16 protein-coding genes and 1 pseudogene are annotated in these 25,388 nt (G+C 64.7%); 12 read left to right on the top strand and 5 right to left on the bottom strand.

What is annotated here, in order from left to right; all coding sequences use genetic code 11:
• Window positions 1–39: 39 nt before the first annotated feature.
• The gene (locus ASF90_RS10240; protein WP_236699238.1) at window positions 40–915 is read left to right on the top strand and encodes an alpha/beta hydrolase-fold protein; all 876 of its coding nucleotides are present in this window, start codon (window positions 40–42) and stop codon (window positions 913–915) included.
• Here the strand turns inward: ASF90_RS10240 and ASF90_RS23865 are convergent.
• Together ASF90_RS23865 and ASF90_RS10230 are read right to left on the bottom strand one after the other, a co-directional pair.
• The gene (locus tag ASF90_RS23865; RefSeq protein WP_055849253.1) at window positions 910–1,167 is read right to left on the bottom strand and encodes an AHH domain-containing protein; all 258 of its coding nucleotides are present in this window, start codon (window positions 1,165–1,167) and stop codon (window positions 910–912) included. The genes ASF90_RS10240 and ASF90_RS23865 overlap by 6 nt on opposite strands.
• A gap of 35 nt (window positions 1,168–1,202) precedes the next feature.
• Window positions 1,203–1,844 (bottom strand): DUF1629 domain-containing protein, encoded by a 642-nt coding sequence (locus ASF90_RS10230; protein WP_115560292.1) that lies wholly within the window; start codon window positions 1,842–1,844, stop codon window positions 1,203–1,205.
• 835 nt (window positions 1,845–2,679) lie between these two features.
• On the opposite strand from ASF90_RS10230, the gene ASF90_RS10225 reads away from it, so the two are divergent.
• From ASF90_RS10225 to ASF90_RS10185, 9 genes are all read left to right on the top strand, one after another.
• The gene (locus ASF90_RS10225) at window positions 2,680–5,589 is read left to right on the top strand and encodes a TonB-dependent receptor (RefSeq protein ID WP_236699257.1); all 2,910 of its coding nucleotides are present in this window, start codon (window positions 2,680–2,682) and stop codon (window positions 5,587–5,589) included.
• A gap of 69 nt (window positions 5,590–5,658) precedes the next feature.
• Entirely contained in the window at window positions 5,659–7,584 is a 1,926-nt protein-coding gene (locus ASF90_RS10220; protein ID WP_055849247.1) for a beta-galactosidase, read from the top strand.
• A complete protein-coding gene (locus ASF90_RS10215; RefSeq protein ID WP_193553005.1) occupies window positions 7,578–8,945 on the top strand; it encodes an APC family permease in 1,368 nt (455 codons plus the stop codon). Before ASF90_RS10220 ends, ASF90_RS10215 begins: the two co-directional genes overlap by 7 nt.
• A complete protein-coding gene (locus ASF90_RS10210; protein ID WP_236699237.1) occupies window positions 8,924–9,865 on the top strand; it encodes a carbohydrate kinase family protein in 942 nt (313 codons plus the stop codon). The genes ASF90_RS10215 and ASF90_RS10210 overlap by 22 nt, the downstream gene beginning before the upstream one ends.
• On the top strand, window positions 9,862–11,286 hold the full coding sequence (locus ASF90_RS10205) for a 6-phospho-beta-glucosidase (RefSeq protein ID WP_055849240.1): 1,425 nt from the start codon (window positions 9,862–9,864) through the stop codon (window positions 11,284–11,286). Before ASF90_RS10210 ends, ASF90_RS10205 begins: the two co-directional genes overlap by 4 nt.
• A gap of 524 nt (window positions 11,287–11,810) precedes the next feature.
• Window positions 11,811–13,274, top strand: a complete 1,464-nt coding sequence (locus tag ASF90_RS10200; protein ID WP_055849238.1) for a glycoside hydrolase family 125 protein — start codon at window positions 11,811–11,813, stop codon at window positions 13,272–13,274.
• 208 nt (window positions 13,275–13,482) lie between these two features.
• Complete coding sequence (locus ASF90_RS10195; RefSeq protein WP_055849235.1) at window positions 13,483–15,825, top strand: GH92 family glycosyl hydrolase; 2,343 nt, start codon at window positions 13,483–13,485, stop codon at window positions 15,823–15,825.
• A 241-nt stretch (window positions 15,826–16,066) separates the two neighbouring features.
• Entirely contained in the window at window positions 16,067–17,908 is a 1,842-nt protein-coding gene (locus tag ASF90_RS10190; protein WP_055849232.1) for a beta-galactosidase family protein, read from the top strand.
• Window positions 17,909–18,502: 594 nt separating this feature from the next.
• Entirely contained in the window at window positions 18,503–18,706 is a 204-nt protein-coding gene (locus ASF90_RS10185; RefSeq protein ID WP_055849229.1) for a hypothetical protein, read from the top strand.
• A 65-nt stretch (window positions 18,707–18,771) separates the two neighbouring features.
• On the opposite strand, the pseudogene ASF90_RS10180 reads toward ASF90_RS10185, so the two are convergent.
• Window positions 18,772–19,091, bottom strand: a pseudogene (locus ASF90_RS10180) (RebB family R body protein).
• A gap of 393 nt (window positions 19,092–19,484) precedes the next feature.
• Between ASF90_RS10180 and ASF90_RS10175 the strand changes: the two are divergent.
• Window positions 19,485–20,555: a sialidase family protein gene (locus tag ASF90_RS10175; protein WP_055849226.1), complete on the top strand. Its 1,071-nt coding sequence runs from the start codon at window positions 19,485–19,487 to the stop codon at window positions 20,553–20,555.
• A gap of 593 nt (window positions 20,556–21,148) precedes the next feature.
• Here the strand turns inward: ASF90_RS10175 and ASF90_RS10170 are convergent.
• On the bottom strand, window positions 21,149–21,868 hold the full coding sequence (locus ASF90_RS10170; RefSeq protein WP_055850354.1) for a copper homeostasis protein CutC: 720 nt from the start codon (window positions 21,866–21,868) through the stop codon (window positions 21,149–21,151).
• 23 nt (window positions 21,869–21,891) lie between these two features.
• Window positions 21,892–22,956, bottom strand: coding sequence for a N(4)-(beta-N-acetylglucosaminyl)-L-asparaginase (locus tag ASF90_RS10165; protein WP_055850351.1), 1,065 nt, complete (start codon window positions 22,954–22,956; stop codon window positions 21,892–21,894).
• A gap of 631 nt (window positions 22,957–23,587) precedes the next feature.
• Between ASF90_RS10165 and ASF90_RS10160 the strand changes: the two genes are divergently transcribed.
• Entirely contained in the window at window positions 23,588–25,378 is a 1,791-nt protein-coding gene (locus tag ASF90_RS10160; RefSeq protein WP_055849223.1) for a VWA domain-containing protein, read from the top strand.
• The last annotated feature ends 10 nt before the right edge of the window (window positions 25,379–25,388 follow it).

Below are 25,388 nucleotides of genomic sequence, written 5' to 3'. Positions count from 1 at the left end.
GGCCGGCTGAGGCTTGGAATCCGGGCAACGAGCAAGCGCTTGCCGCCGACTCGTTGCTACCTTTTTTTCGACAGCGTAGTGATTGATGAAGATAATGGACGTCGCTGGCGCATTCGTATTGCACGTCCATGTGTGCAGCCACCCAGCCGCGGTTTTCCGTCCCTGTGGATGCTGGACGGTAACCGGGCGCTTACCCACTTCGATACCGTCTTGCTGTGCCGGTTGTCGCAGCTGCCGGCGCCGCCCGTGCTGGTGTTTATCGATGCCGACCACGACCTGCTGATCGATTTGCCTACCCGCGCTCGCGATTATACGTTCCAGCCGGCCGACCATCCGTTTCTTAAAGCTCCCGATGCGCCAGACGGGCTAGTAGGTGGCGGCGCGCAAGCATTGCTCAATGCTCTGCTGCTGAAAGCAATGCCTGCTATCACACACCACGTGCGGTTGGATCACAGTAGGCAGGCGCTGTGGGGACACTCATTGGCCGGACTGTTCGTGTTGCACGCGTTGTATGCCGGCGACGGCCTGTTCACCGATTTTGCCACTGCCAGCCCATCACTATGGTGGGGGCAAGGCGCACTGTTAGGCACGCCCGAGGAGCACTTCATTGCAGGCGGGTCGCACTATCCCGCGCGTATATGGATATTTCTCGGTGGAGCAGAGCGAGCCGGCCAGATCGATCCGCGTAGCCGTGAACGTCCTGATCACACAGACTTATTGACTGCAATTCAAGGCGCGCCAGCTGATGCAGCATTGCATCTGGCAAGGCGCCTGGCGACGCTGCCAGGTCTTGCAGTGCGCTACCGCGAGTTCCCCGCCCTGCATCATGCGGCAATGTTCCATGCTTCATTGCGCGCGGTATTGCAACACATTGTCGGACTCCCGAGCCGGGGGCCTCGTAACCGCGGGTTATGAGTCGGTCGGGCTGTCGATGGCTACTACTGGCAAGCAAGTCAAAGCCGGCATGTCCCACACAGCTGTACTAAACGGCAATCGTGCGCTTCGCGCATGCAGCGGGAACTTTGCGGACGGCAGGAACAGGCGATTCTCCGGCGCGTGGATGTCGAATCGGCCAGTCTCTTGAAGCTTCGCCAGCAACTCGTTGTTCTTAAGCGTCTGCTGCTCGATGTTGTGGTGATCTTGAAAAAGCGTCCGGTAGTTCGGCATGACTCAGGCTCCTTCCTATTGGCTCGCGGCTCGCTTCAACGGTTCACGACGTCGTAGAACCAGAGGCCGTCCGATTGGCCTTCGTTGCCAATCCCCGCTGCCTCAACAGCGTCCTTGAACACCCGATCGCAAAAAACACCGCCATGGAAGGGAAGCCTGAAAACGTGGGCCTCTCCAAGCACGTCCCGTTTAAAAGCCAAACGACTCCCACCGGCCAAGCTGTAATACCTTCCGTCCTCATAGTCATCGCTGATCTTGATATCGAGCTCGGAGGCTTCCTCGTCCAAGGCATCCAACGTCCGCACGACATCGCAAAGGAAGACGGTCGGCCCCCTGGAGCCATCGATCAAGCGATAGTCGGCGTCAGTGAAAACGAAGGCATCTGCGTCCACGGACTCCATCACTTGGCGAAGCCGTTGGGAGACCAACCAGTACCCACTGAAGCCACCCTCCAGATCCTGCGGCAATCCCCCTTCGCTGGGGATATAGACCAGGCGCGGAGTCTCGTGCAGTGGGGGAAACCCACCCTCGTCTGGCTTCAAGATGAGCCGCGGAGGCGACAGCAATGCCTTCTCGTTCTCGAAGACCACGCCGTGACCTTTTCCACCTCGGCGGGCATCGGGACGCAACTGGAAGAACTCACCGACCTTGGGTTCGTTGATCGTCTTCTTTTCCATGTATCCGGTCTCCTCCATGTAGCCGCCACCCCATTTTTCTGCGCAAAAGTTTACCGCTCTAACCTTGTCCGTGCGACGCCCACAGTCCTGGATAGCGACTGGATCCAGAACGGCTAACACCCCCTCCTTGAACAATGTCTTTTAAGTATTTTGTACGCATGATCTGCAACAGGAGTCGGATGCCGTTACCGGCGCCTGCTGGGTTATTGACACGTGTTGCGCTGCATCGCATGACCGCCATATCGCTGCTGTGCGCGGCCGAATTGGTGCGCAATCGGCAAGCAACACGATGATGTCCGCACATACTTCACACCTGCTTGACAGACCCAAGCATGAGGTCTATCACTGGCTGCGGTCGGCAGTCCACGCCATCGGCGATCGGTACGACTCATCGACGGCAAAAGCGTTTCCACGCGGCACGCACACTGGGAGAGGATTGTATGCAGCAGCGTCGTATCCACCCGCGTATCCGCGTTGCCGTGATCGCTGCCCCGAGGGTGCAGCGCGCATGACCAAGCACTACAAATTGAGCGCCATGCGCTCGCGTTCCAAATGCATCGCCGGCTACTCGCCGCCACGCCACTGACGCCTGCAACGCTGTTCTAGCTGGCAGACGCTCCGGCGCACTTCCCGTTCGGTCTTTCGCACACGCATCGCGCGTGGCGTTTATTGCCGTGCGCGTGTATTGCCGTGCAGATCGTCTGCACTGACACAAGGCATCGCAAGGCCGTTACCCCCTGGTAACGCGGCCCAGCATCTGGCGAGGTGGCATGTGCACAAGCATGAGCGTTTGACCCGTAAGCAATTGATCGTAGCGATCCTGGCCGTGACCGGCATGGCCTCGGCCGCAACTGCGTTGGCGGGCACGGTGGAGGGAACCCTCAAGGAACGCAGCAGCGGCAAACCGGCTGCCAATGCGAACGTACGCATCGCCGGCACCGCGTACAGCGCGGTGGCCGATGCGGGCGGGCACTTTGTCATCCACGACGTGCCAGCCGGGCAGTACGCACTGAATCTGGACTACCCCGGTTTCAGCGCAGCCGACACCAGCATCCAGGTCGGCGACAGCGGCACCGCTGCGGTAACCATCGCACTGGACGAGGTCAAGCAACTGAAGGCGATCAGCGTGGTGAGCAACCGCTACGACGCCAGCGATCTGAAGATCAATGCGGCCAATACCGTCGATGTGCTGTCGGCCAACGATCTGCAGCGCACCGCTGTGCACAACGTGGCCGAAGCGCTGGGCCTGATCGCCGGCATCAACATCACCAGTACCGGCTCGGGATACTTCGGCGGCATCGATGGCGCCGCACGCGGCGAAGGTATGTTCGCCTCAGTGCGTGGGTTGCCGTCCGAATACAACGTCAACATGATCGACGGCGTCACCGTGGCGCAAGGCATGCCGTATAGCCGCAGCGTGCAACTGAGTTTGTTGCCGCCCACCGGCCTGCAGACCATCGTCGCCAACAAGACCTCCACCGCCGATATGGACGGCGATGCGATCGGCGGCACGCTGGATTTCCGCACCCCCACCGCCTACGACTTCAAGGACGTGAGCAGCGGCAGCGTCACCGGTAGCGGCCGGGTGGAAAGCCGTGCGCGCGATTACGGCGGCGATGGATTGGGCGGCGGCTTTGGCGGCGAGTTCCAGCACAAGTTCGGCGACGCGCAGCAGTTCGGCGTGTATGCCAGCGCCTACTACGACTACCGCACCACCACCAACAGCGAAGTGGCCGCCGCCACCAGCGCGCTCAACGATGGCTCGTGGGAGTACTTGAACACCGATGCCGACGGCGGCAACGCGGCCGGCTTCGATCCGCAACACAACCTCACCAGCACCGGCATGAATGTCGGTATCGCCGCGGGATGGGAGCGCCGTTACGGCGGCAATGCCTCGTTCGACTGGCATGTGGACGACAGCCTGTCGCTGTACGCACGCATGACCTACGCCTACGCCAAGACCGAGCAAGGCACCACCTTCGTGCAGTTGCTACCGCAAGATGTGCGCTACGTACCGAGCGGCACGCCGGGAGGTTTCACGCCCGACATCGGCCGCATCGCGGCGCGCTTCTGGTACGAAACCAATCCGGAAATCGCCGACCTGGCGACCTTCCAGATCGGCGCAAGAAAAACGGCAGGCGGCTGGACCTTCATGCCCAACCTGTTCTACAGCTTCGGTGACAACGACCGCCCCGACCATGTCGAAATCGACGGGCGGCAAGACAAGTTCACTCAGGACAACTACGCCTATTCCGGCAACACGTTCGTGCGCTACGGCGGCGGTGCGTTCCCGTATCCGCAGCTCACACCCGCACTGCTGGCGCAGGTCAACAATATCCCCTCGTTGTTTGCCAGCAGCTATGGCGAGCAGACCAAGATCTACTCCGGCCAGAAGAAAGGCGGCGCACGTTTCGATACCCGCTACGACTTCGAAGATAGCGCGCTGCGGTCGGTGCAGTTCGGGGTGAAGTACAGCAAGAGCAGCCGCCGCTACACCAATCGCGACTGGTATACCGGCGGCGTGGACGGCACCACCACGCTGGGCGATCTGGGCATCTTCACCGGCACCTATGCATCGATCTTTCCCGGTAAATACGCCTGGAACACACCGCGCGTGAGCGAAGCGGCGGTGGCCGGCGTGATCGCCCAGCACCTGACCGACGACGACCTGGACACCTGCGGCAGCGCGTTCTACGTCAACAACTTCAACTGCAACACCATGCGCGGCACCGAGGCGGTCAGCGCCGCCTATGCCACCGCCACCTTCACTGTGGGCAATCTGGATATCGTGCCGGGCGTGCGCTTCGAACACACCGGCATCGACAACACGTTCTGGGTGAGTCCGGTGGATGCGGACGGTAACCAGATCGTCGGTTACTTCGACCACAACAGCACCTCCTACAACGAACCGCTGCCCAGCGTGTTCCTGACCTGGCGGCCGAATCTGCGCACCGCGTACCGTGCGTCGCTCTGGACCAGCTACACGCGCCCGGCGTTCGTGCAATTGGGCGGCGGCAGCCAGATCGACATCTCCAATGGCGTCACCACCATCACCCAAGGCAATCCGGATCTGAAGCCGATCGAATCGACCAACCTGGATCTATCCGGCGAATGGTCTACCGAACGCGGCGGGTTCTTTTCGCTGGCCGGCTTCTACAAGCAGCTGCGCAACTACATCTACGACGCCGGCTCGGCCCAGGCCAACGGCAGCACCACCGGCAGCGGCACGGTGCTGTACCACATGCCCACCAATGGCGGCGACGGCAAAATCTACGGGGTGGAACTCAGTGCGCGGCAAAAGTTCCAGGACCTGCCGGCGCCGTTCGACGGCCTGGGCATCAGTGCCAATGCCACCCGACAGCATGCGCGCGCCGACCTCGGGCTGGACGGCTTTGACAACGAACACATGCAGTCGGCGCCGTCGGCGATGGCCAACCTGGAACTGTTCTACGAACACAGCGGTTTTTCGTTGAACCTGAGCTATCACTTCAGCAGCTCGTACCTGCTGGGCTACGACTTCCTGCATGAAGGCGCGCCGTGGAACGACCTGTGGGCCCGCCCGACCCGGCGCGTGGATCTGCACACCGGCTACCGCTTCGACAACGGCGTGAGCATGGACGTATCGATCTCTAACCTGACCAAGGAATACAGCTACTGGGCGCATGTGGGCCGCAGGAATCTGGCGATCTCCGACATCGTCGATGCCGGCAGCACGGCGCTGTTGACGGTGAAGTACGCGTTCTAGCGCAGCGGTGCATGACGCCGTGTCGCCGGTGGCGGCGTGGCGACGCCTTCCCTTTCGGCTGGAGAGACGATGAAGCGCAGGACCTTGTGCACGTTCGGCCTGTTCGCCCCGTTGGGATTGGCGGCCACACCAGCGCTGCGATCGCCGGCGCGCACCGCGCTGCATGCGCCGCTACCGGATGGGCAGCCGCATGCGTTTGGATTCGCGCACGGCCACTTCACCCTGGACGGGCAGCCCTGGCAGCTGCGCAGCGGCGAAATGCATCCGCTGCGCATCGCGCGCGCCGATTGGCTGCACCGCATCCGCATGGCCAAGGCGATGGGGTTGAACACCATCGCGTTGTACCTGATGTGGAACGCGCTGGAACGCGAACCGGGGCAGTTCGATCTGGACACCGGCGAGCGCGATTTCGCCGCCTTCATCCGTCTATGCCAGCAGGAAGGGATGTGGGTGTATCTACGGCCCGGTCCATACGTCTGCGCCGAGTGGACGCTGGGCGGGCTGCCGCCGTATCTGCTGCGCGAGCCGGACATGCGCCTGCGCGATGCCACCGACGCGCGCTACATGGCTGCGGTGCAGCGCTACATCGACGCAGTGGCGCCACGGATCGCACCGCTGATGGCCAGCGCGGGCGGCCCGGTGCTGATGCTGCAGATCGAGAACGAATACAACATGCACGGCACCGATGTGGGCTACCTGCAGGACTTGGCCGCGCTCTGGCGCGCGCACGGCATCGCCGGCCCATTCTCCTTGGCCGAGGGTCTGAAGGATCTGCGTCGCCGCAAGGCGTATCTGCCTGGTGCGGCACTGGGCCTGGATGGTGCGGACATGGCAGACCTGCAGGCCGCCAAGCAGTTCGCAGGCGACGCGCCGGTCTGGGTGGCCGAAGGCTATCCGGGCTGGTTGACGCATTGGGGCGACGACGACGTTGCACGGCGCGATTACGCGCCGATGCTGCGGCAACTGATGGCCGCCGGCGACTCGTTCAATCTGTACGTAGTGCACGGCGGCAGCAACTTCGGCCTCAGCGCCGGTGCCAATGCAGAAGACGATGGCTCGCAATTCCAACCCGCCCTGACCAGCTACGACTACAGCGCTCCCATCGACGAAGGTGGACGTGCCACACCCGCCTACATGGCGCTGCGCGGGATCATCGCAACGCATCTCGGCACATCGCTGCCGCCAATACCGGCTGCACCGCCGCGCGCGCGTTTTGCATCAGTCACTGCCCGCCCGGTGGCCGCGCTCTGGGACAACTTGCGTGTCGACCCTGTACACACCGAGCGGCCCACCGACAACCAGACCTTGCTCAAGCAGAACCTTGGGCTGGTGGTGTACCGGCGTCGCATCGCGGCCGGTGCGCAACTGCACCTGGGGCAAGTGCACGACTACGCGGTGGTGCATCTGGACGGTGCCGAACTTGGGCATGTGTCGCGCATGCAGCACGCACGCCTGCACAGCGACCCGCAGCTGGCATTGCCGCCGTCCACCGCTACCGAGCGCACGTTGGAGGTGTTGGTCGACAGCTTCGGGCATATCAATTTCGGCCCGGCGTTGGGCGATGCAAAAGGCTTGCTCGGCCCGGTGCAGCTGGATGGCAAGGAGCTGCGCGACTGGCAGGTGCAGGGCCTGCCGCTGGACGGCGACCACGCGCCGACGCTCCGCCCGCTGCACGCAGCACCCACCCGGCCCGGCCTGTTCTTCGCTGCCGACATCGCGTTGGAGACGGTCGGCGACATCTACCTGGACATGGGTCAGTGGCGCAAAGGCTATCTGTGGATCAACGGCCGCCTGCTCGGGCGTTACTGGAACATCGGCCCGCAGCAGTGTCTGTTCTGCCCTGGCGCGTGGCTGCAGCCGGGCAACAACGCGGTGCTGGTGCTGGACCTGCATCAACTGCAGCCCACCGCCATCCACTGCGCCGATGGGCTGACCTCGGCACACAACGCGCCCCCTGTCGCGGCACTCGCACACCCAGAGCGCTGCGCATGTTGACCGCCCCCATCGCGCCACTATCAGCCACGCCCGTCGCTGCACCGCCGCGCACGCTCGGCGTGTGGAGCGCGCTGTCGGCCAACCTGCTGAACATGATCGGCATCGGCCCGTTTATCACCATTCCGCTGGCGTTGTCGGCGCTGGCCGGGCCGGCGGTGTTGCTGGGCTGGGTCGCCGGTGCGCTGCTGTGCCTGTGCGATGGACTGGTGTGGGCCGAACTGGGCGCGGCGATTCCACGCTCGGGCGGGCCGTATCACTATCTGCGCGAGGCCTATGGGCGCGAACACTGGGGGCGGCTGTTCGGCTTTCTGTATCTGTGGCAGACGCTGTTGACCGCCCCGCTGTCGGTGGGCTCGGCGGCGGTGGGCTGCGCGCAGTACCTGGCCTTCCTGATGCCGGGGCTGGGCCATGCCCAGCTCACCGCGATCGCGATGACGCTCTGCGCGTTCAACACGCTGCTGCTGTATCGCAAAGTGCGCTCGGTGCAGGTGCTGTCGCTGCTGGTCAGTGCGGTGGTGATCGGCGCTTGCGTGTGGATCATCGGCAGCGGTGTGCTGCATTTCAATGCCGGCATCGCGGCAGAGTTTCTGCACGCACGCCCTGCGTCGCCGCATGGGTTCTGGTTGGGCTTCGGCACGGTGGCGCTGATCGCGGTCTACGACTACGGCGGCTACAACAACGTGTGCATGCTCGGCGGCGAAATCCGCAGGCCGCGGCGCACGATTCCGCGCGCGGTACTGCTCTCGATCCCGATCGTGGCGCTGCTGTACCTGGGCCTCAACATCACCCTGCTCGGCGTGCTGCCGTGGCAACAGGCCGCGCAGTCGAAGGCGGTGATGGCGGACTTCATGCAGACCATCTACGGCCCCATCGGCGCCACAGTGGCGGTGGCACTGATCGCGCTGGCGGCATGGGGCTCGGCGCTGGTGGTGCTGCTGGGCTATTCGCGGGTGCCGTATGCAGCCGCTGCGGCCGGGCAGTTCTTCGCGGTATTCGCGCGGCTGCATCCGCGTGGTGGATTTCCTACCGTGTCGCTGCTGTTCGTCGGCGCAACCTCGACCCTGGCCTGCCTGCTGTCGCTGGAGGATTTGATCGCCACCTTGATGATCATCCAGATCCTGTTCCAGTTTCTGGCGCAATGCCTGGCGGTGGTGCTGCTGCGGCGCAAGCGTCGCAGGCGTGCGTTTGCGATGCCGCTGTATCCCTGGCCGCTGCTGATCAGCGTCGTGGGCTGGCTCTACCTGCTGGCCACCAGCCCGGGACGGCGCCTGCTCGCGGCAGTGTTGGCGCTGTGCGTGGGTAGTGCGGTGTATCTGATCCAGGCACGGAGGGAGCGCGCATGGCCGTTCCAGCTGCAATGAGCACTGCGCAGATCGCGGTGGTCGGCGAGGTATATCTCGACCATATCTTCAGCGGCTTCGCACGCTGGCCGGCACCGGGCGAAGAAGCGTTCGCGCAGCACTACCGGCGCGAACTCGGCGGCGGCACCGTCATCACCGCCTGCGCACTGGCGCAACTGGGCTGCAGCGTGCGTGTGATCGGTGCGATCGGCGCGCACGATCGCGCACTGTTCGTGCAGCGCCTGGGCGACTTTGGCGTTTCGGCCGACGGGCTGATCGACTCGCCCAGCGGTACCGGCGTGACCACCAGCGTCTCGCTGCAGGACGACCGTTCGTTCTTCACCTATGCCGGCGCCAATGCGGAGCTGCCCGCGTTACTGCTGCGCGAAGACACCATCGCCGCCCTGTGTGCGGCCACGCATGTGCATTTCGCGCTGCCGTTGCCGGCCGTAGTGGCACGCACGTTATTGCCGCAGCTGGCGCGCGCCGGCTGCAGCACCTCGCTGGATGTCGGCTTCAGCCCGGCCTGGCTGACCGACCCGGCCAACCGTGCAACCTGTAGCGCGGTGACCTGGTTCCTGCCCAACCAGAAGGAAGCCGCACTGATGGGCTGCGGCGACGGCGCCGACGCCTGCAGTGCCTGGGCACAGGCGCAAGGCCTGCATCAGACGGTGATCAAGCACGGCGCTGCCGGCGCGATGGTGGTCGATGCCGACGGCGCACGTCTGATTGCCGCCCCCCAGGTGCAACTGCGCGACAGCACCGGCGCCGGCGATGCCTTCGATGCCGGCTTCATCGCCGCGCGCCTGCATGGGCTGTCGCTGGATGCAGCCGCCGGGCACGGCTGCCGCAGCGGCGCGGCGTGTTGCAGCTCGCTGGGCGCACTGGACGGCCTGGTTTCCCTCTCTCCCCTTTTCTCCCCCACTGAGGACGTTCCATGAGCAGTTCTGTCGACAATCGCAAGCTGACCTTGATCGGCGGCGGCGGCGTGCGCACACCATTGGTGGTGTACGGCGTCAACGAAGCCGCCGAAGCACTCGGCGCCCGCGAGATCGTGCTGTACGACCCCGACCAGGAGCGGCTGGCCTTGATGGTGGCGATGGGCCGCGCCATCGTGGCCGAGTCCGGCGGCACGCTGCAGGTGCATGCCGCAACGTCGTTGGAAGCGGCCATCGAAGGCGCGCACTTCGTACTCAACAGCATCCGCATCGGCGGCATCGCCCAGCGCGCCTCCGATGAAAAAACCATCATCGACCATGGTTATTCGGGCCAGGAAACCACTGGACCCGGCGGCGTAGCCAAGGCGCTGCGCACGGTGCCGGTGGCGATCGAGCAGGCGCGCATGATCGAGCGGCTGAGTCCGGACGCATGGCTGGTCAGCTTCACCAACCCGGCCGGGCTGGTCACCCAGGCCATCACCGCGCACACCCGCGCGCGCGTGGTCGGCATCTGCGATACGCCAGTGGAGCTGTTCCACAACATCGCGCGCGCCCTGGGCGAGCCGGCGGCCGATGTGGAGTGCGACTACGTCGGCCTCAATCACCTGGGCTGGATCCGCGCGGTGCGTTTGCGCGGGCAGGACATCATGGACCGCATTCTCGACGACGACGCCATCCTGCGTCAGCTGTATCTGGCGCCGCTGTTCGATTTCGAAATGCTGCGCGCGTTGCGGCTGATCCCCACCGAGTACCTGTATTTCTTCTACGAACGCCGCCGCGCCCTGGACAACCAGCGCGCCAGCGGGGCCAGCCGCGGTGGCGAGATCGAGCGGCTCAACCGCAGCCTGATCGCCGACCTGCGCAGCCGCCTGGAGGCAGGCGACAACGCCGGCGCGGTGCAGACCTATGCTGCCTACCTGGCGCAGCGCTCCGGCTCGTACATGAAGCTGGAGGCCGAAGCCGGCTCGGCGTTCGCACCGGATCTGGCGCCGCAGCCGGATCCGTTCCGCGCCAGCACCGGCTATCACCGCATCGCGGTGGACGTGATGAGCGCATTGACCGGCGCACGCCCGGGCCGGCACGTGGTCAACGTGCGCAACCGCGGCGCGATGGCCGAGCTGGCCGACGACGACGTGGTGGAAATCGCCGCAGACATCGACCGCGACCGCATCGTGCCGATTCCCGCCGCGCCCCTGCCGGACGCGGTGCATGGCCTGGTGCGTGCGTTCAAGGCCTACGAGCACGCCGCGATCGACGCCGCGCTCAGCGGCAGCCATCGGGATGCCTGCAAGGCCATGCTGATCCATCCGGCGATCGGCGAGTGGGGCCCATCGCAGCGCCTGCTGGACGCCTTGTTCGGGCACGACCACGACGACGGCCAATGCGCCGGCCCGGCACACTGGCGCGGGCATGCGGCCGGGTGATGGAGCCGGCCTGCGGATATCGGCCTGGCCGGCACCACGCCGACGCTGGACGCCTTGCACGATCACGACCATGACGACGGCCAGTGCGCCGGCCCGGCGCACTGGCGCGGGCGTGTGGCTGGGTGATGGAGCCGACCTGCGGATGTCGGCTTGCCGGCACCACACCGACGCTGGACGCCTTGCACGATCACGACCATGACGACGGCCACTGCGCCGGCCCGGCGCACTGGCGCGGGCATGCGGCTGGGTGATGGAGCCGGCCTGCGGATATCGGCGTGGCCGGCACCACGCCGCTATCCGGAGGTGTTCCAGCCAAGCCGCGCCGCCACGGCCTGGCAGGCATCCGGCGGCGCGCGCACCCCCAAAATTGTGCGAGCGCACTATGCAGTTTCGACGCACACGTTGTATGGTCATCGGGAATTGGTCATGCATAGGTCTCATCGCCCAGGCTGCCGTCTCGCAGCCGCCAGCGCAGGGAGCACCGTCATGCGGATCGCAGGTCGAATCCATGGAGTCTTGAGGTCATGCATACCCGCCGCGACATCCTTCAGCTAATGGGCGCCAGCGCCGGTGCCGGCCTGCTGGCCAGCGCCCTGCCCGCGTTCGCGGCAGCGCCTGCCGCCGGCGCTTCCACGGCCGGCGGCGCCTTCGTCAGCAAGCGCCCGCCCAAGGCGCAGCGCCGCTTCGTCAGCAAGGCGGTCGAGCAGCAGATCGTGCAGATCAAGGCGCAGATTGCCGACCCGGAACTGGCCTGGCTGTTCGAGAACTGCTACCCCAACACGCTCGACACCACGGTGGAAACCGGCACCCGCAACGGCAAGCCGGACACCTTCGTCATCACCGGCGACATCCATGCGATGTGGCTGCGCGATTCGTCCGCACAGGTGCATCCGTACGTGCCGTTGGCCAAGCGCGACCCCGCGTTACGGCGCATGTTCCATGGCCTGATCCAACGCCAGGCCGCGTGCATCCGGCTCGACCCGTATGCCAACGCCTTCCTGCCCGATGGCCAGACCCAGCGCCTGAAGTGGTCGCTCAACGACATCACCGAAATGAAGCCCGGCGTGGGCGAGCGCAAGTGGGAAATCGATTCGCTGTGCTACCCCATTCGCATCGCGCACGAATACTGGCGCGCCACCGGCGACACCGCTCCGTTCGACGACGACTGGCGCGAGGCGATGCACGTAGTGGTCAAAACCTTCCGCGAACAACAGCGCAAGGACAATCGCGGCCCGTACGTGTTCCAGCGCCCCTCCCCGCTGGCCACCGAAACCCTGGTGCTGGAAGGCTACGGCCAACCGACCAAACCCAACGGCATGATCCACTCGATGTTCCGTCCGTCCGACGATGCCTGCGTGTTTCCGTTGTTCGTACCGGCCAACCTGTTTGCGGTGGCCTCGCTGCGGCAGTTGGCGACGATGAGCAACGCGTTGCATCGCGACACCGCCTTCGCCGCCGAGTGCACCGCACTGGCCGATGAAGTGGAAACCGCAACGCGCCAGTTCGGGCAGTTGCGCGATACCGATGGGCAAGCCTATTGGGCCTTCGAAGTGGACGGCTTCGGCAACCAGTTGTTTATCGACGACGCCAACGCCCCCGGCCTGCTCAGCCTGGCGTACCTGGGCTGCTGCGATCGGCGCGACCCGGTATTTTTGCGTACACGCCAGCTGGCCTGGAGCGAACGCAACCCCTATTTTTCGCGCGGCACCGCGGCCGAAGGCGTCGGCAGCCCGCACAGCGGCATGGGCACCATCTGGCCGATGTCCATCGTGCAATACGCGCTGGTCAGCGACGACGACGCGCAATTGCGCCAATGCCTGCAGTGGCTCAAGACCACACACGCCGGCACCGGCTTCATGCACGAAGCGTTCGACAAGGACACCCCGAGCACGTTTACCCGCGACTGGTTCGCCTGGGCCAATACCTTGTTCGGCGAACTGATCATCGATTTGCATCAACGCAAACCCCAATTGCTGCGCAGCGCCTGAACACCGCGCAGCGCTTGATTGCTATCCGAAGCACCTGATTGCTACTCGAAGCGCTTGATTGCTATCCGAAGCGCTTGATTGCTACTAGAAGCGCTTGATTGCTATCCAAAGCGCTGGATTCCGTCCTTCTCCCGCCTGCGGGAGAAGGTGCCCGAAGGGCGGATGAGGGTGCCCCGGCATCGGCCCGTACATTCAGAGACAACACCCCATGGCAACACGACGCGGTTTTCTCCAAGGCGCCATCGCTGCAGCATTGTTCGGCAGCGTGGGCCTGCCCGGCGCAGCACGCGCACGCGGCGGCAACTACGCGCTGCCCGCCGATGCGCGCACGCGTGCCGAGCTCACCCGCCATGTCGATGTATTCATCGGCACCGGTGGTCATGGCCATACCTTTCCCGGCGCCACGCTACCGTTCGGCATGGTGCAGCTGAGCCCGGACACCTACAACGCGGTGTGGGATTCGTGCTCGGGCTATCACGAGTCCGATGGCTCGATCATGGGCTTTTCGCACACGCATCTGTCCGGCACCGGTATCGGCGACATGCTGGATTTTCTACTGGTGCCCGCCACCGGCGAGGTCAAGCTGGTGCCTGGCTCGCTGGATAACCCGGATGCCGGTTACCGCTCGCGCTTCGATCATAGCGACGAAGCCGCCTCGCCCGGCTATTACCGCGTGCGACTCAAGGACAGCGGCGTGCATGCCGAGCTCACCGCCACCGCACGTGCAGGCCTGCACCGTTACCACTTTCCCAAGGGCAAGCCGGCGCACGTACTGCTCGACCTGTGCCACGGCATGCAGGACAAACCGGGCATTCCCACCCGCGTCAGCGATGCACAGTTACGCGTGGTCGACGCGCAAACCCTCACCGGCGGGCGCCGCGTCTACCAGTGGGCTAAGGGGCGCTACATCTACTTCGCCATGCGGCTCTCGCGGCCGTTTGCACGCGTGCAGCTGTACAACGAAGACCAGTCGCTGGCAGCCGACACCCGTAGCCTCGATGGCACCCATCTCAAGGCTGCGCTGCACTTCCCGGATGCCTCCGAGGCCCCGCTGCTGATCAAGGTCGGCATCTCTGCCGTCAGCGCCGACAACGCGCTGGCCAATCTCGACGCTGAGCTACCGGACTTCGACTTCGCACGCGTGCATGCGCAAGCCGTGGCGACCTGGGAAAAAGAACTGGGTCGTGTGCGCATCGACAGCGATGACGATGCGCAACGCCGCATCTTCTACACCGGCCTGTATCACAGCCTGCTCGCACCCACGCTCTTCAGCGACGTGGACAACCGGTACCGCGGCATGGACCTGCAGATCCACACCGCGCCCAAGGGCTACAACAACTACAGCACTTACTCGTTGTGGGACACCTACCGCGCCGCGCATCCGCTGCTCACCCTGGTGCAGCCCGAGCGCGTGCCCGACCTGGTGCAATGCCTGGTGCGCGGCGCCAACGAATGCCCGGACGGCGTCGGCATCTGGCCGCTGCAGGGCGTGGAAACCGGCTGCATGATCGGCTACCACTCCGCCGTGGTGCTGGCCGAAGCGCACGCCAAGGGCTTTACCGGCATCGACTACGCCGCCGCGTGGCCGGCCTACCGCAAACGCGCGATGGACGACACCACCCACGGCCTGGCGTACTACCGCACGCTGGGCTACATCCCCGCCGACAAGGTGGACGAAGCGGTCAGCCGCACCCTCGAATACGCCTATGACGACTGGGCCTGCGCGCACCTGGCGCAGGCCGCCGGCGCGGTGGACGATGCACGCGCGTTGCGCAAACGCTCGCGCAACTACCGCAACGTGTTCAATCGCGACAGCGGCTTTGTGCAGGCGCGCCTGGAAGACGGCAGCTGGGCAAAACCGTTCGACCCGCGCGGCATGGGCCACATCGCCAAGTGGCGCGATTTCACCGAATCCAACGCCTGGCAGGCCACCTTCCTCAATCAGCATGACCTGTACGGTTACATGGAGCTGTACGGCGGCCGCGATGGCTTCGTCGCCAAGCTCGACGAACTGTTTTCCACCAGTTCCGAACTGCCGGCCGATGCGCCGCCGGATATCGACGGCCTGGTCGGCCAGTACGCGCACGGCAACGAGCCCAGCCACCACGTGGCCTATCTGTTCGCCTATGCAGGCCAACCGTATAAAACCCAGGCGATGGTGCGCCGCTTGCTGCGCGAGCAATACCACGACGCGCGCAATGGCCTGTCCGGCAATGAAGATTGTGGGCAGATGAGCGCCTGGTTCGTCCTCAGCGCACTGGGCCTGTATGCGGTGGACCCGGTCAGCGGCAACTACATCGTCGGCAGCCCGTTGTTCAAGCGCGCAGAACTGGATGTGGGCAAGGGCCGCACGCTGCGCATCGTGGCCAATAACACCAGCGCACAAAATGTCTATGTGCAATCGCTGACGTGGAATGGCAAGCCGATCAATCGCGCCTGGCTGCGTCACGCCGATCTGGCTGCCGGCGGCACGCTGGAATTCACCATGGGTGCCAAGCCCAATCCAGCCTTCGGTGCGAACAAGGAGGATTTGCCGCCGTCGTTCGCATAACGCACTTCCCTGGCGTCGCGCTCACCGCAGCGGGAGCATGCCCTTCCCTTCTCCCGTAAGCGGGAGGCTTGCTTCTCCCTTCTCCCGTAAGCGGGAATCTTGCCTTTCCCTTCTCCCGCATGCGGGAGAAGGTGCCCGAAGGGCGGATGAGGGCCAACACGCAAGCGGCCTCACGCAAAAAAAGCACCGCTGCCGCCATCTCCACTCGTCACTCGTCACTCGTCACCGCCGAGAATCGCCCATGTTGCGCACCACCCTCAGCCCCCTCGTCCTGGCCCTCGCGTTCGCGCTTCCCGTCACCGCCATTGCCGCCGACACCGAGCGTTGGCCCAGCGTCGGCACGCAGGGCACGCAGTTCGTCCGCGACGGCAAGCCGTATCAGATCCTCTCCGGCGCCATCCATTTTCAGCGCATTCCACGCGCGTACTGGAAGGACCGTCTTCAAAAGGCGCGCGCGCTCGGCTTGAACACGGTGGAGACCTACGTGTTCTGGAACCTGGTCGAACCGCAACAAGGCCAGTTCAATTTTGCCGGCAATAACGACGTGGCGGCCTTCGTCCGCGAAGCCGCGGCGCAAGGCCTCAACGTCATCCTGCGCCCCGGCCCTTACGTCTGCGCCGAATGGGAAGCCGGCGGTTATCCCGCGTGGTTGTTTGGCAAGGACAACATCCGCGTGCGTAGCCGCGACCCGCGCTTTCTCGGCGCCAGCCAGGCGTACCTGGATGCAGTGGCAAAACAGGTGCAACCGCTGCTCAACCACAACGGCGGCCCCATCATCGCCGTGCAGGTAGAAAACGAGTACGGCTCCTACGACGACGACCACGCCTACATGGCAGACAACCGCGCCATGTTCGTCAAGGCCGGCTTCGACAAGGCGCTACTGTTCACCTCCGACGGTGCCGACATGCTCGCCAACGGCACCCTGCCGGACACCTTGGCGGTGGTGAATTTTGCGCCAGGCGAAGCCAAGAGCGCGTTCGACAAACTGATCAAGTTCCGCCCCGAGCAACCGCGCATGGTCGGCGAATACTGGGCCGGCTGGTTCGACCATTGGGGCACGCCGCACGCCAGCACCAATGCCAAACAGCAGACCGAAGAACTGGAGTGGATCCTGCGCCAGGGCCACTCGGCCAACCTCTACATGTTCATCGGCGGCACCAGTTTCGGCTTCATGAATGGCGCCAATTTCCAGGGCAATCCCAGCGACCATTACGCGTCGCAGACCACCAGCTACGACTACGACGCCATCCTCGACGAAGCAGGCCAGCCCACGCCCAAGTTCGCATTGATGCGCGATGCCATCGCACGCGTCACCGGCGTGCAACCGCCCGCGTTGCCGGCACCGATCGCCATGGCCGCACTACCGGACACCCAACTGCGCGAATCCGCGTCGCTGTGGGACAACCTGCCCGCACCAATCGCCATCGACACCCCGCAACCGATGGAACATTTTGGCCAGGATTACGGCTACATCCTCTACCGCACCACCATCACCGGCCCGCGCAAGGGCGCGCTGTATCTGGGCGAGGTGCGCGATCTGGCGCGGGTGTATGTCGATCAGAAGCCGGTCGGCAGTGTCGAACGTCGGCTGCAGCAGGTCTCCACCGACGTGGACATCCCGGCGGGCGAACACACGCTGGACGTTTTGGTCGAAAACAGCGGCCGCATCAACTACGGCACGCGCATGGCAGATGGCCGCGCCGGCCTGGTCGACCCGGTGCTACTGGACAACCAGCAGCTCACAGGCTGGCAGGCCTTCCCGCTACCGATGCGCTCGCCCGACAGCATCCGCGGCTGGACCCGCAAGCCCGTGGACGGCCCGGCGTTCCATCGCGGCAGCCTGCGCATCGGCACGCCCACCGACACCTATCTGGACATGCACGGCTTCGGCAAGGGCATCGCCTGGGCCAACGGCGTCAATCTCGGCCGGCATTGGTCCATCGGCCCGCAGACCGCGCTGTATTTCCCCGCCCCGTTCCAGCGCAAGGGCGATAACAGCGTGGTGGTGTTCGACCTGGAAAGCACCGCCAACCCCAGCGTGCGCGGCCTGAAACAGCAGGTGTGGATCAAGCCGAAGAACTGATGACGTCACCTTCGCGCAGATCCAGAAGGTGGTAAGTAACTGCAACACTCAACTCAAAGCCCCTCTCCCCTCGGGAGAGGGGTTGGGGTGAGGGCACTGGGCGGGCCGCATGTATCAGATGAAGGGGCGCCGCACGCGTCAAACCCATCAGCGCTTTAAACCCACCAGCGTTCGCGGGCAAGCGTGCCGTTCCACAAAGCGTTTGTTCGACAACCAGACGAAGTTACGCCGCACCCTCATCCGCCCCTGCGGGGCACCTTCTCCTGAGGGGAGAAGGGAAATCAAAGCCACTCTCCCTTCGGGAGAAGGCGTTGGGGTGAGGCTACGGGGCAAGCCGCACGCACTGCAGGGCAGCCTGCATCGCTCGCCACCGCCAAACCCACCGCCAACCAACTCGGTGCAAGGCGCCTCAACTGCCGCCCCTTCAGACCGCGCCTTGCGCGCCGTTATCTGGAAGTCCGGTGCACCTGTACCGCCCGTTGCCGTCCTGGTATCGGGCGGACCATATTCCAGGCAAGATCACCGGCTGACACCGTTACGGGGGCGCTTTGGTTGCTACGTAGACGGCCTGATTGCAGGTTCCAGGAGCGTTGCATGTCGTCGTCCACCGTTGTTGCCCAAGATTCCACCTCCGTTGCCCCGGAGCACACCCAGCACGCGTTTGCAGAGCAGGTCCAGAGCAAGCCCATGGGCAGCACCGAAGCGGCGCACATGATGACGTTCCTGTGCCAGACCCAGTCGGCCAAGAAACCGCAGACACTGTTGCCGCCACAGGTGCGCGACGAGAACGCCGCCTAAGCACGGCCCGACGCGTGCGCCGCTGCCGACTGCGGTGCACACTTGCCAACGCCCAGCCCGCAGCGTTATTCAAACGCGTTGAGCACCGTCGGCAGGCTGCTCAGGTATCGGACACGCCTGCCTGCGCAACCGTCTCGGTGGCATCGGCTAACGCCGTGGTATCCACACCGTAAATCTGCATCACGCCCTGGTTGGTCGCGGCCTGCGCCAGCGTGTTCTGTTGCTGCTGCGCCGCTACCGCGTTCTGGAACAGGATGCCGGCCGCTTGGGCCATGCTCTGGTAGATCGTGCCCATTGCCATGGCAGGCGCCTCGCCGATGACCTTGACGTTGGAGTGGGTGACGGCATCGGTGATCTGATTGTCGGCTGCGGTTGGAAAAGCCATGCTGCGCTCCTGCGTGAACGAACGCACGGCGTTACGTGCCCCGGCAGCCAAGCTCGGCGGCTGTCGACCGCATCGCGCTCCACAGACCAGGCCGCAAGACACAACACACCATGCCCTCCCGATAGCGGCGTGCAGTCCCGCGCCTGAACCCTCGCAGCGCAGCTTCGCAACGGACGTCGCAGTCACCTCTGCAACGTTTTGCGCAATGGCTCAAGGCAGGGTCAGCGCGCTGAGGCCAAAGGCGGCCAGCCAGCGCAACGGGCAGAGCGGGCGCGACGACATCGCGGGTCCTCGCAGTAGAAGGCGACCAAGGCCGCCTGCGATGACCAGAGCACATGGTATTTAAGAGATAATAAATAGGTATTTTTAAAATCCGCACAGGACTGGACCACGATGGCTTCGCCACGCCTGCTGATTGGCCTGATTGCCAGCCTTGCCGCCTTTATCGCCGGGGCACAGGCGCCCGCCTCGCCGCCTTCGCCGATCGTGCTCAGCGAGTTCATCGCCGACCCGGCACCTACCCCGCAGGCGCATGCCTCCACGTTATTGGAGACCCGCGATGGCCGCCTGCTGGCTGCCTGGTTCGGGGGCGCGCACGAAGGCGCGGCCGACGTCGGCATCTGGCTGACCCAGCGCGACGCACAGCACTGGCAGCCACCGCGTCGCATCGCCGATGGCACGCGTGCCGGCAAACAGGGCGCGACCGTGCCGGCCTGGAACCCGGTGCTGTTTCAATCGACCACTGGCCTGGTGCAGCTGTTTTACAAGCTCGGCCCCAACCCGCGGCAATGGTGGGGGCTGCGCATGACCTCAGCCGACGATGGAACGCATTGGTCTGCGCCACAGCCGTTGCCTAACGGCATCCTTGGGCCGATCAAGAACAAACCCGTGCAACTGCCGAGCGGGCGCATCCTGGCACCAAGCAGCAGCGAAGATCGCGGTTGGCGTGCGCATCTCGAATGGAGCGACGACGACGGTGAGCACTGGCAGCGCGGCATGCCGCTCAACGACCCCAGCGTGATCGGTGCGATCCAGCCCAGTCTGTTGCTGCACACCGATGGCCGCTTGCAGGCGCTGGGCCGCAGCCAGCAGAACAAACTCTTCAGCACCTTTTCGCACGATGGCGGCCTGCATTGGCAGCCGATGCAGTTGCTCGATGTGGAAAACCCCAACTCCGGCACCGATGCGGTGACGCTGCGCGATGGTCGCTCGCTCCTGGTCTATAACCCCGGTATTGCCGGCAAGGACTGGTGGGACGGGCGCGGTACCCTGGCCGTGGCGGTGTCCGACGATGGCGTGCGCTGGCAGCGCGTGTTGACACTGGAAGACAGCGCAAAAGACGAATTTTCGTATCCGGCGGTGATCCAGACCCGCGACGGGCTGGTGCACATCAGCTACACCTGGAAGCGTCAGCGCATCAAGCATGTGGTGGTCGATCCGGCGCGGCTTGGTGGCGGCGAATAACACGCAACAAGCGCGGTGGATGCGGCTGCGTCGGAGTCGCTATCGATAAGCACTACCGTGGTGTTGCGCGCTGTCTGCTGTGTTCTCAGCGTCACTTCAAACACGTTGAATGCACGTCGTGGCAGGTAAACCGCGAACGTGACTACCCCCACCCCAACCTCTCTCCCGAGCGGAGAGAAGCTCTGCCGAGGGCAACGGAGTTCTGATCCTTTCTCCCCTCGGGAGAAGGTGCCCCGCAGGGGCGGATGAGGGTACGGCGTAGCTTGGCGTGCCTGGCGAACACGCGCGTTGCAACGTTGGGCGAGTGCCTGCAAGCGCTGCCGGCCTCAAAAAGATAATGGGGTTAACGCAGGCAGCGCGCTGCGAGCTGGTGCCGGCCGATCGCCTCGTACCCTTATTACCCCGCCCACTTTTCCCAGCGGGAAAGAGGCACATCGGCATTGCCCTTGATGGTCTGTTCCGCGCCAGTGTTCCCAAGAAAGAAGGCAAAACAATCTACGCCCCCTCCCCCGCTCGCGGCGCTGCTGCCCAACCCGCAGCGTGAGATGTTGTCATCGATAACGCACATCAGCTACGCACAACGCACGCGCAACTCACCCGCGCAGCAACGCCACGAGACGCCGCACACGCTCCACATCCGTGCGTTGGTAATCGCCACCCAGGTCGCTGATGTAGGCATGCGGCGCATGCACCTGTGCGGCCACCGGCCCGCGCAAGGAGGCATGAAATTCATGCGCGCCAGTCCGCGCACGCAAGGCTGCAAGGGTGTGCTCGGACACCCCGGCTCCGGGCATGATGTCGATGCGGCCGGCGGCCTGCGCCACCAGCGCAGCGATGGTGTCGATGCCCTCCAACGCACTCGCCCGCGCGCCCGAGGTCAGCACGCGCTCGCAGCCCAGCGCGATCGCGTCTTCCAGTGCGCGTGCCGGATCGGCACTCACATCGATCGCACGATGGAAGGTCACGCCCAGCGCTCCAGCCGCTTCGATCAATACACGCATCGTGGCCATATCGACCTGTCCGTGCCGATCCAGCGCGCCCAGCACCACGCCATCGCAACCCAACCGCACGCACTGCTCCACATCGCGCTGCATCGCCTCGACCTCGGCGGCATCGAACACGAAGTCGCCCACGCGCGGGCGAATCAAGACATACAACGGAATCTGCAAGCGCTCACGCACCACCGCCAACGTGCCGAACGAGGGCGTCAAGCCACCGCCATCCAGCCCGCCGCAGAGTTCCACACGCATCGCACCGCCCTGCTGCGCGGCCAGCGCCGAGCCCACCGAGTCGGCGGCCACCTCAAGCCCCATCGCCACCGACTTGTCAGCTGCGCTCATGCCGCAGGCTCCTGGGTGTAGTGGCTTTCGCCGGGCACCAGCAGGTCCTGCCGCGTCGCATCGCATACCGCGTAACTAAAGCCTTTCTGGATCGCAAACGCTCCCACTTCGCCACGTTTGTTCATCGCCAAAAACCCGACCTGCAACGTACGCGTCAATTCCGGCTTGCGGTGGATCAACCGCATCACCACCTCGCGGCAGGCATCGGCCGGCGACTTGCCTTGGCGCATCATTTCCACCACTGCAAAACTGCCCACGTTACGAATCACTTCTTCGCCCACGCCAGTGGAGGTCGCGCCGCCCACCTCGTTATCCACGTACAGGCCGGCACCGATGATCGGGCTGTCGCCAACCCGGCCATGCATCTTCCACGCCATGCCGCTGGTGGTGCAGGCACCGGAGAGATTGCCGTGCGCATCCAACGCCAACATGCCGATGGTGTCGTGATTGTCTTTACCGCCGGGCAATTTGGCGTCGCGCCATGCGCGGTTTTCCACATTGGCTTCGGGCGAATACTTGGACGTCTTCAACCACTGCTTCCACGCCGCTTCCGAACTTGGAGTGAGCAGCTTGGTCTTAGGAAAGCCCTGTTCCAACGCGAACTGCCGCGCACCATCGCCGACCAGCATTACGTGCGGGGTTTTTTCCATCACCGCGCGCGCCACCGAAATGGCATGCACCACATCTTCCAGCGATGCCACCGCGCCGCAATTGCCCAGGTGATCCATGATGCAGGCATCCAGCGTCACTCGACCGTCGCGATCCGGATACCCGCCCAGGCCAACGGTGGGATTGGTCGGGTCCGCTTCTGGCACGCGCACACCTGCTTCCACTGCATCCAGCGCGATACCGCCGGCACTCAGGATTTGCCACGCGGCCTGATTGGCGGCCACGCCGAAATCCCAGGTCGAGATCACTCGCGCCGCGCCCGCCGGCAAGGCCGCAGGGCGTGCTGCTGCGGTGGATTTCGCTGCGGCCTGCGCACGTGCGCCCCACCCGGCCAGACCGGAAGCAATGGCGCCCAGCGTGGCGCTCTTGAGGAAATGACGACGTTGAATCATCCAGGCGAACTCCATGACGGAAACAGATGCCGCGCACTGCGCCGCAGCCTCCCATCATGCGACAGCGCTGGCTGCGGATAAACCGCATTGCCGTGCGCAACCGGTGCGGATCCATGCACAACCGCGCCTGGCTTAGCGCGGCGAGCCAAAAGTAGCGAGTGGTCGTCAGGTAGAGGCGGATGGCGCGCTCCGAGCCGGAGTGGACAAGGGGCATGCCGCACCGGGCACCGGTCGTGGCCGCCTGGTGGTGAGCGAAGTGGTTGTGTTAGCCACTCCCTCTCTGGCTGGTATCGATGCAATTGCTGAGCGTGCTGGCCACTGCACGCGCCAACGTCCATCGGACAGAGCACCGGGCCTGAGGAAGACCTGCACACCTCCCGGCGGTCCCGAAAAAGGCGTTTTCCTTGCCCAAGGGAAAGGGATTGCGGTGGGCGGACCAGACGTCCGCAGGCGGCAGCCACGAAGCAGCACCAGCTATCGCCAAACCCAATCGCAAGCCCATCGCAAAAAATCTTTCTTCAGTTAACCCCATTTCCCGCGCTGGCCCGTTTTACCTACAGAGGCGCAGTGCACGGCGACCTCGGGCTGTCTGGTTGTTACCCACTTCGTCATCGCCACGCAAAGGATTCCCATGCCACGTCACAGCCTTCTCGCGCTCGCCCTGCTGCTGAGCGCCTGCTCGCACGAGCCCACCGCACCCGTCGTTGGCGACCCGCCGTCATCGCCCCCCTACACCGGCGAGATCGCGTATACGCCCGCAGCCAAACCCGAACCCCAACCCGCGCGTCCACCCGTGCTCGCGGATCCCGCACCGATACAACCAAGCCAGGCTGACATGGTCTATGCGCCCAGCCCGCCAGCACCCGCGGCGCCGCAGAGTGCCAATGGCGCACTTGCGCGGCAAGCACCTGCGGCCACGCTGATGGCCAAGCACGCACTGCCGGATCGGTCCATGCCCGCACCACCCATTGCGTCGATAACACCGGCCGAGAATCGCGAAACCTACCAGACCCTCAGCGACAACCCGGTCGTGCAGGCCGCAGACAATCCGGTGTCTACCTTCAGCATCGACGTCGACACCGGCAGCTACAGCAATGTGCGGCGCTATCTCACCAGTGGCAGCCTGCCGCCGGTCGATGCAGTGCGTGTGGAAGAGATGATCAACTACTTCCGCTACGACGACCCCGCACCCCGCGACGGCCAACCGTTTGCCGTGCGTACCGAACTGGCGCCCACGCCCTGGAACAAGAACAGCGTGCTATTGCGCATCGGCATTACCGGCCGCGATGTCCCCGCGTCCGCCATGCCGGCAGCCAACCTGGTGTTCCTGGTCGACGTCTCCGGCTCGATGGATGCGCCCGACAAGCTGCCGCTGTTGCAGTCCTCGCTCAAGCTGCTGACACGCCAGCTGCGCGCGCAGGACCGCATCACCTTGGTGACCTACGCCGGCAACACCGCCGTGGTGTTGCCGCCCACGTCAGGTAATCAGCAAGCACGCATCGTCGAAGCCATCGACAGCCTGCAATCGGGCGGCGGCACTGCCGGCGCCAGCGGCATCGAGCTGGCCTACAAGGCAGCGCAGCAGAGTTATCTGCGTGGCGGCATCAACCGCATCCTGCTGGCCACCGATGGCGACTTCAATGTGGGCGTCACCGACTTCGATACGCTCAAGGGCATGGTGGCCGAAAAGCGCCGTTCCGGTGTGGCGTTGTCCACGCTCGGCTTTGGCACCGGCAACTACAACGACACCTTGATGGAGCAATTGGCCGACGCCGGCGACGGTGCCTACGCCTACATCGATTCGCCGCTGGAAGCGCGCAAGGTGTTGACCCACGAACTGGGCGCCACGCTGGAAACCATCGCGCGCGACGTCAAGATCCAGGTCGAGTTCAACCCGGCCACCGTGCAGGAATACCGCCTGATCGGCTATGAAAACCGCGCACTGCGCCGCGAAGATTTCAACAACGACCAGGTCGACGCTGGCGACATCGGCGCAGGCCACAGCGTCACCGCACTGTATGAAATCACCCCCGCACGCGGTGAAGCCTCGGTCGACCCGCTACGGTATGCCACTAAAGCCAAACGCCCGGCCGCAGACAATGGCAACGAGCTTGCCCATCTCAAGCTGCGCTACAAATTGCCGGACGCGCACCGCAGCCGCCTGCTGGACACCGTCATCCGCAGCGACCAGCAGGTTGCGCTGGCCGCCTCCAGCGACGCGTTCCGGTTTGCGGCAGCGGTCGCTGGTTTCGGCCAACGTCTGCGCGGCGGCAACCAGTTGCACGGTTGGGATTATCCGCAGCTGCGCGCCTTGGCAGCAGGCAGCATCGGCAAGGACCGCTTCGGCTATCGCGCCGACTTCCTGCGCATGGTGCAGCAGGCCGAAACGCTGAGCAGCCGGCCGGTCGCCACCACCGACTGATGCGCGCAGC

The sequence above is a fragment of the Xanthomonas sp. Leaf148 genome, from assembly GCF_001423585.1.
Taxonomy (GTDB): domain Bacteria; phylum Pseudomonadota; class Gammaproteobacteria; order Xanthomonadales; family Xanthomonadaceae; genus Xanthomonas.
This window is presented reverse-complemented; position numbering and strand designations above follow the sequence as displayed.

What these genes read in the sequence shown, in the direction of transcription:
- ASF90_RS10195 (WP_055849235.1), top strand. Translation starts at nt 13,483, where the DNA reads ATGGCAACACGACGCGGTTTTCTCCAAGGCGCCATCGCTGCAGCATTG.
- ASF90_RS10215 (WP_193553005.1), top strand. Translation starts at nt 7,578, where the DNA reads ATGTTGACCGCCCCCATCGCGCCACTATCAGCCACGCCCGTCGCTGCA.
- ASF90_RS10170 (WP_055850354.1), bottom strand. Translation starts at nt 21,868, where the DNA reads ATGGGGCTTGAGGTGGCCGCCGACTCGGTGGGCTCGGCGCTGGCCGCG.
- ASF90_RS10165 (WP_055850351.1), bottom strand. Translation starts at nt 22,956, where the DNA reads ATGATTCAACGTCGTCATTTCCTCAAGAGCGCCACGCTGGGCGCCATT.
- ASF90_RS10190 (WP_055849232.1), top strand. Translation starts at nt 16,067, where the DNA reads ATGTTGCGCACCACCCTCAGCCCCCTCGTCCTGGCCCTCGCGTTCGCG.
- ASF90_RS10205 (WP_055849240.1), top strand. Translation starts at nt 9,862, where the DNA reads ATGAGCAGTTCTGTCGACAATCGCAAGCTGACCTTGATCGGCGGCGGC.
- ASF90_RS10230 (WP_115560292.1), bottom strand. Translation starts at nt 1,844, where the DNA reads ATGGAAAAGAAGACGATCAACGAACCCAAGGTCGGTGAGTTCTTCCAG.
- ASF90_RS10200 (WP_055849238.1), top strand. Translation starts at nt 11,811, where the DNA reads ATGCATACCCGCCGCGACATCCTTCAGCTAATGGGCGCCAGCGCCGGT.
- ASF90_RS10210 (WP_236699237.1), top strand. Translation starts at nt 8,924, where the DNA reads ATGGCCGTTCCAGCTGCAATGAGCACTGCGCAGATCGCGGTGGTCGGC.
- ASF90_RS10185 (WP_055849229.1), top strand. Translation starts at nt 18,503, where the DNA reads ATGTCGTCGTCCACCGTTGTTGCCCAAGATTCCACCTCCGTTGCCCCG.
- ASF90_RS10225 (WP_236699257.1), top strand. Translation starts at nt 2,680, where the DNA reads ATGGCCTCGGCCGCAACTGCGTTGGCGGGCACGGTGGAGGGAACCCTC.
- ASF90_RS10220 (WP_055849247.1), top strand. Translation starts at nt 5,659, where the DNA reads ATGAAGCGCAGGACCTTGTGCACGTTCGGCCTGTTCGCCCCGTTGGGA.
- ASF90_RS10160 (WP_055849223.1), top strand. Translation starts at nt 23,588, where the DNA reads ATGCCACGTCACAGCCTTCTCGCGCTCGCCCTGCTGCTGAGCGCCTGC.
- ASF90_RS10175 (WP_055849226.1), top strand. Translation starts at nt 19,485, where the DNA reads ATGGCTTCGCCACGCCTGCTGATTGGCCTGATTGCCAGCCTTGCCGCC.
- ASF90_RS23865 (WP_055849253.1), bottom strand. Translation starts at nt 1,167, where the DNA reads ATGCCGAACTACCGGACGCTTTTTCAAGATCACCACAACATCGAGCAG.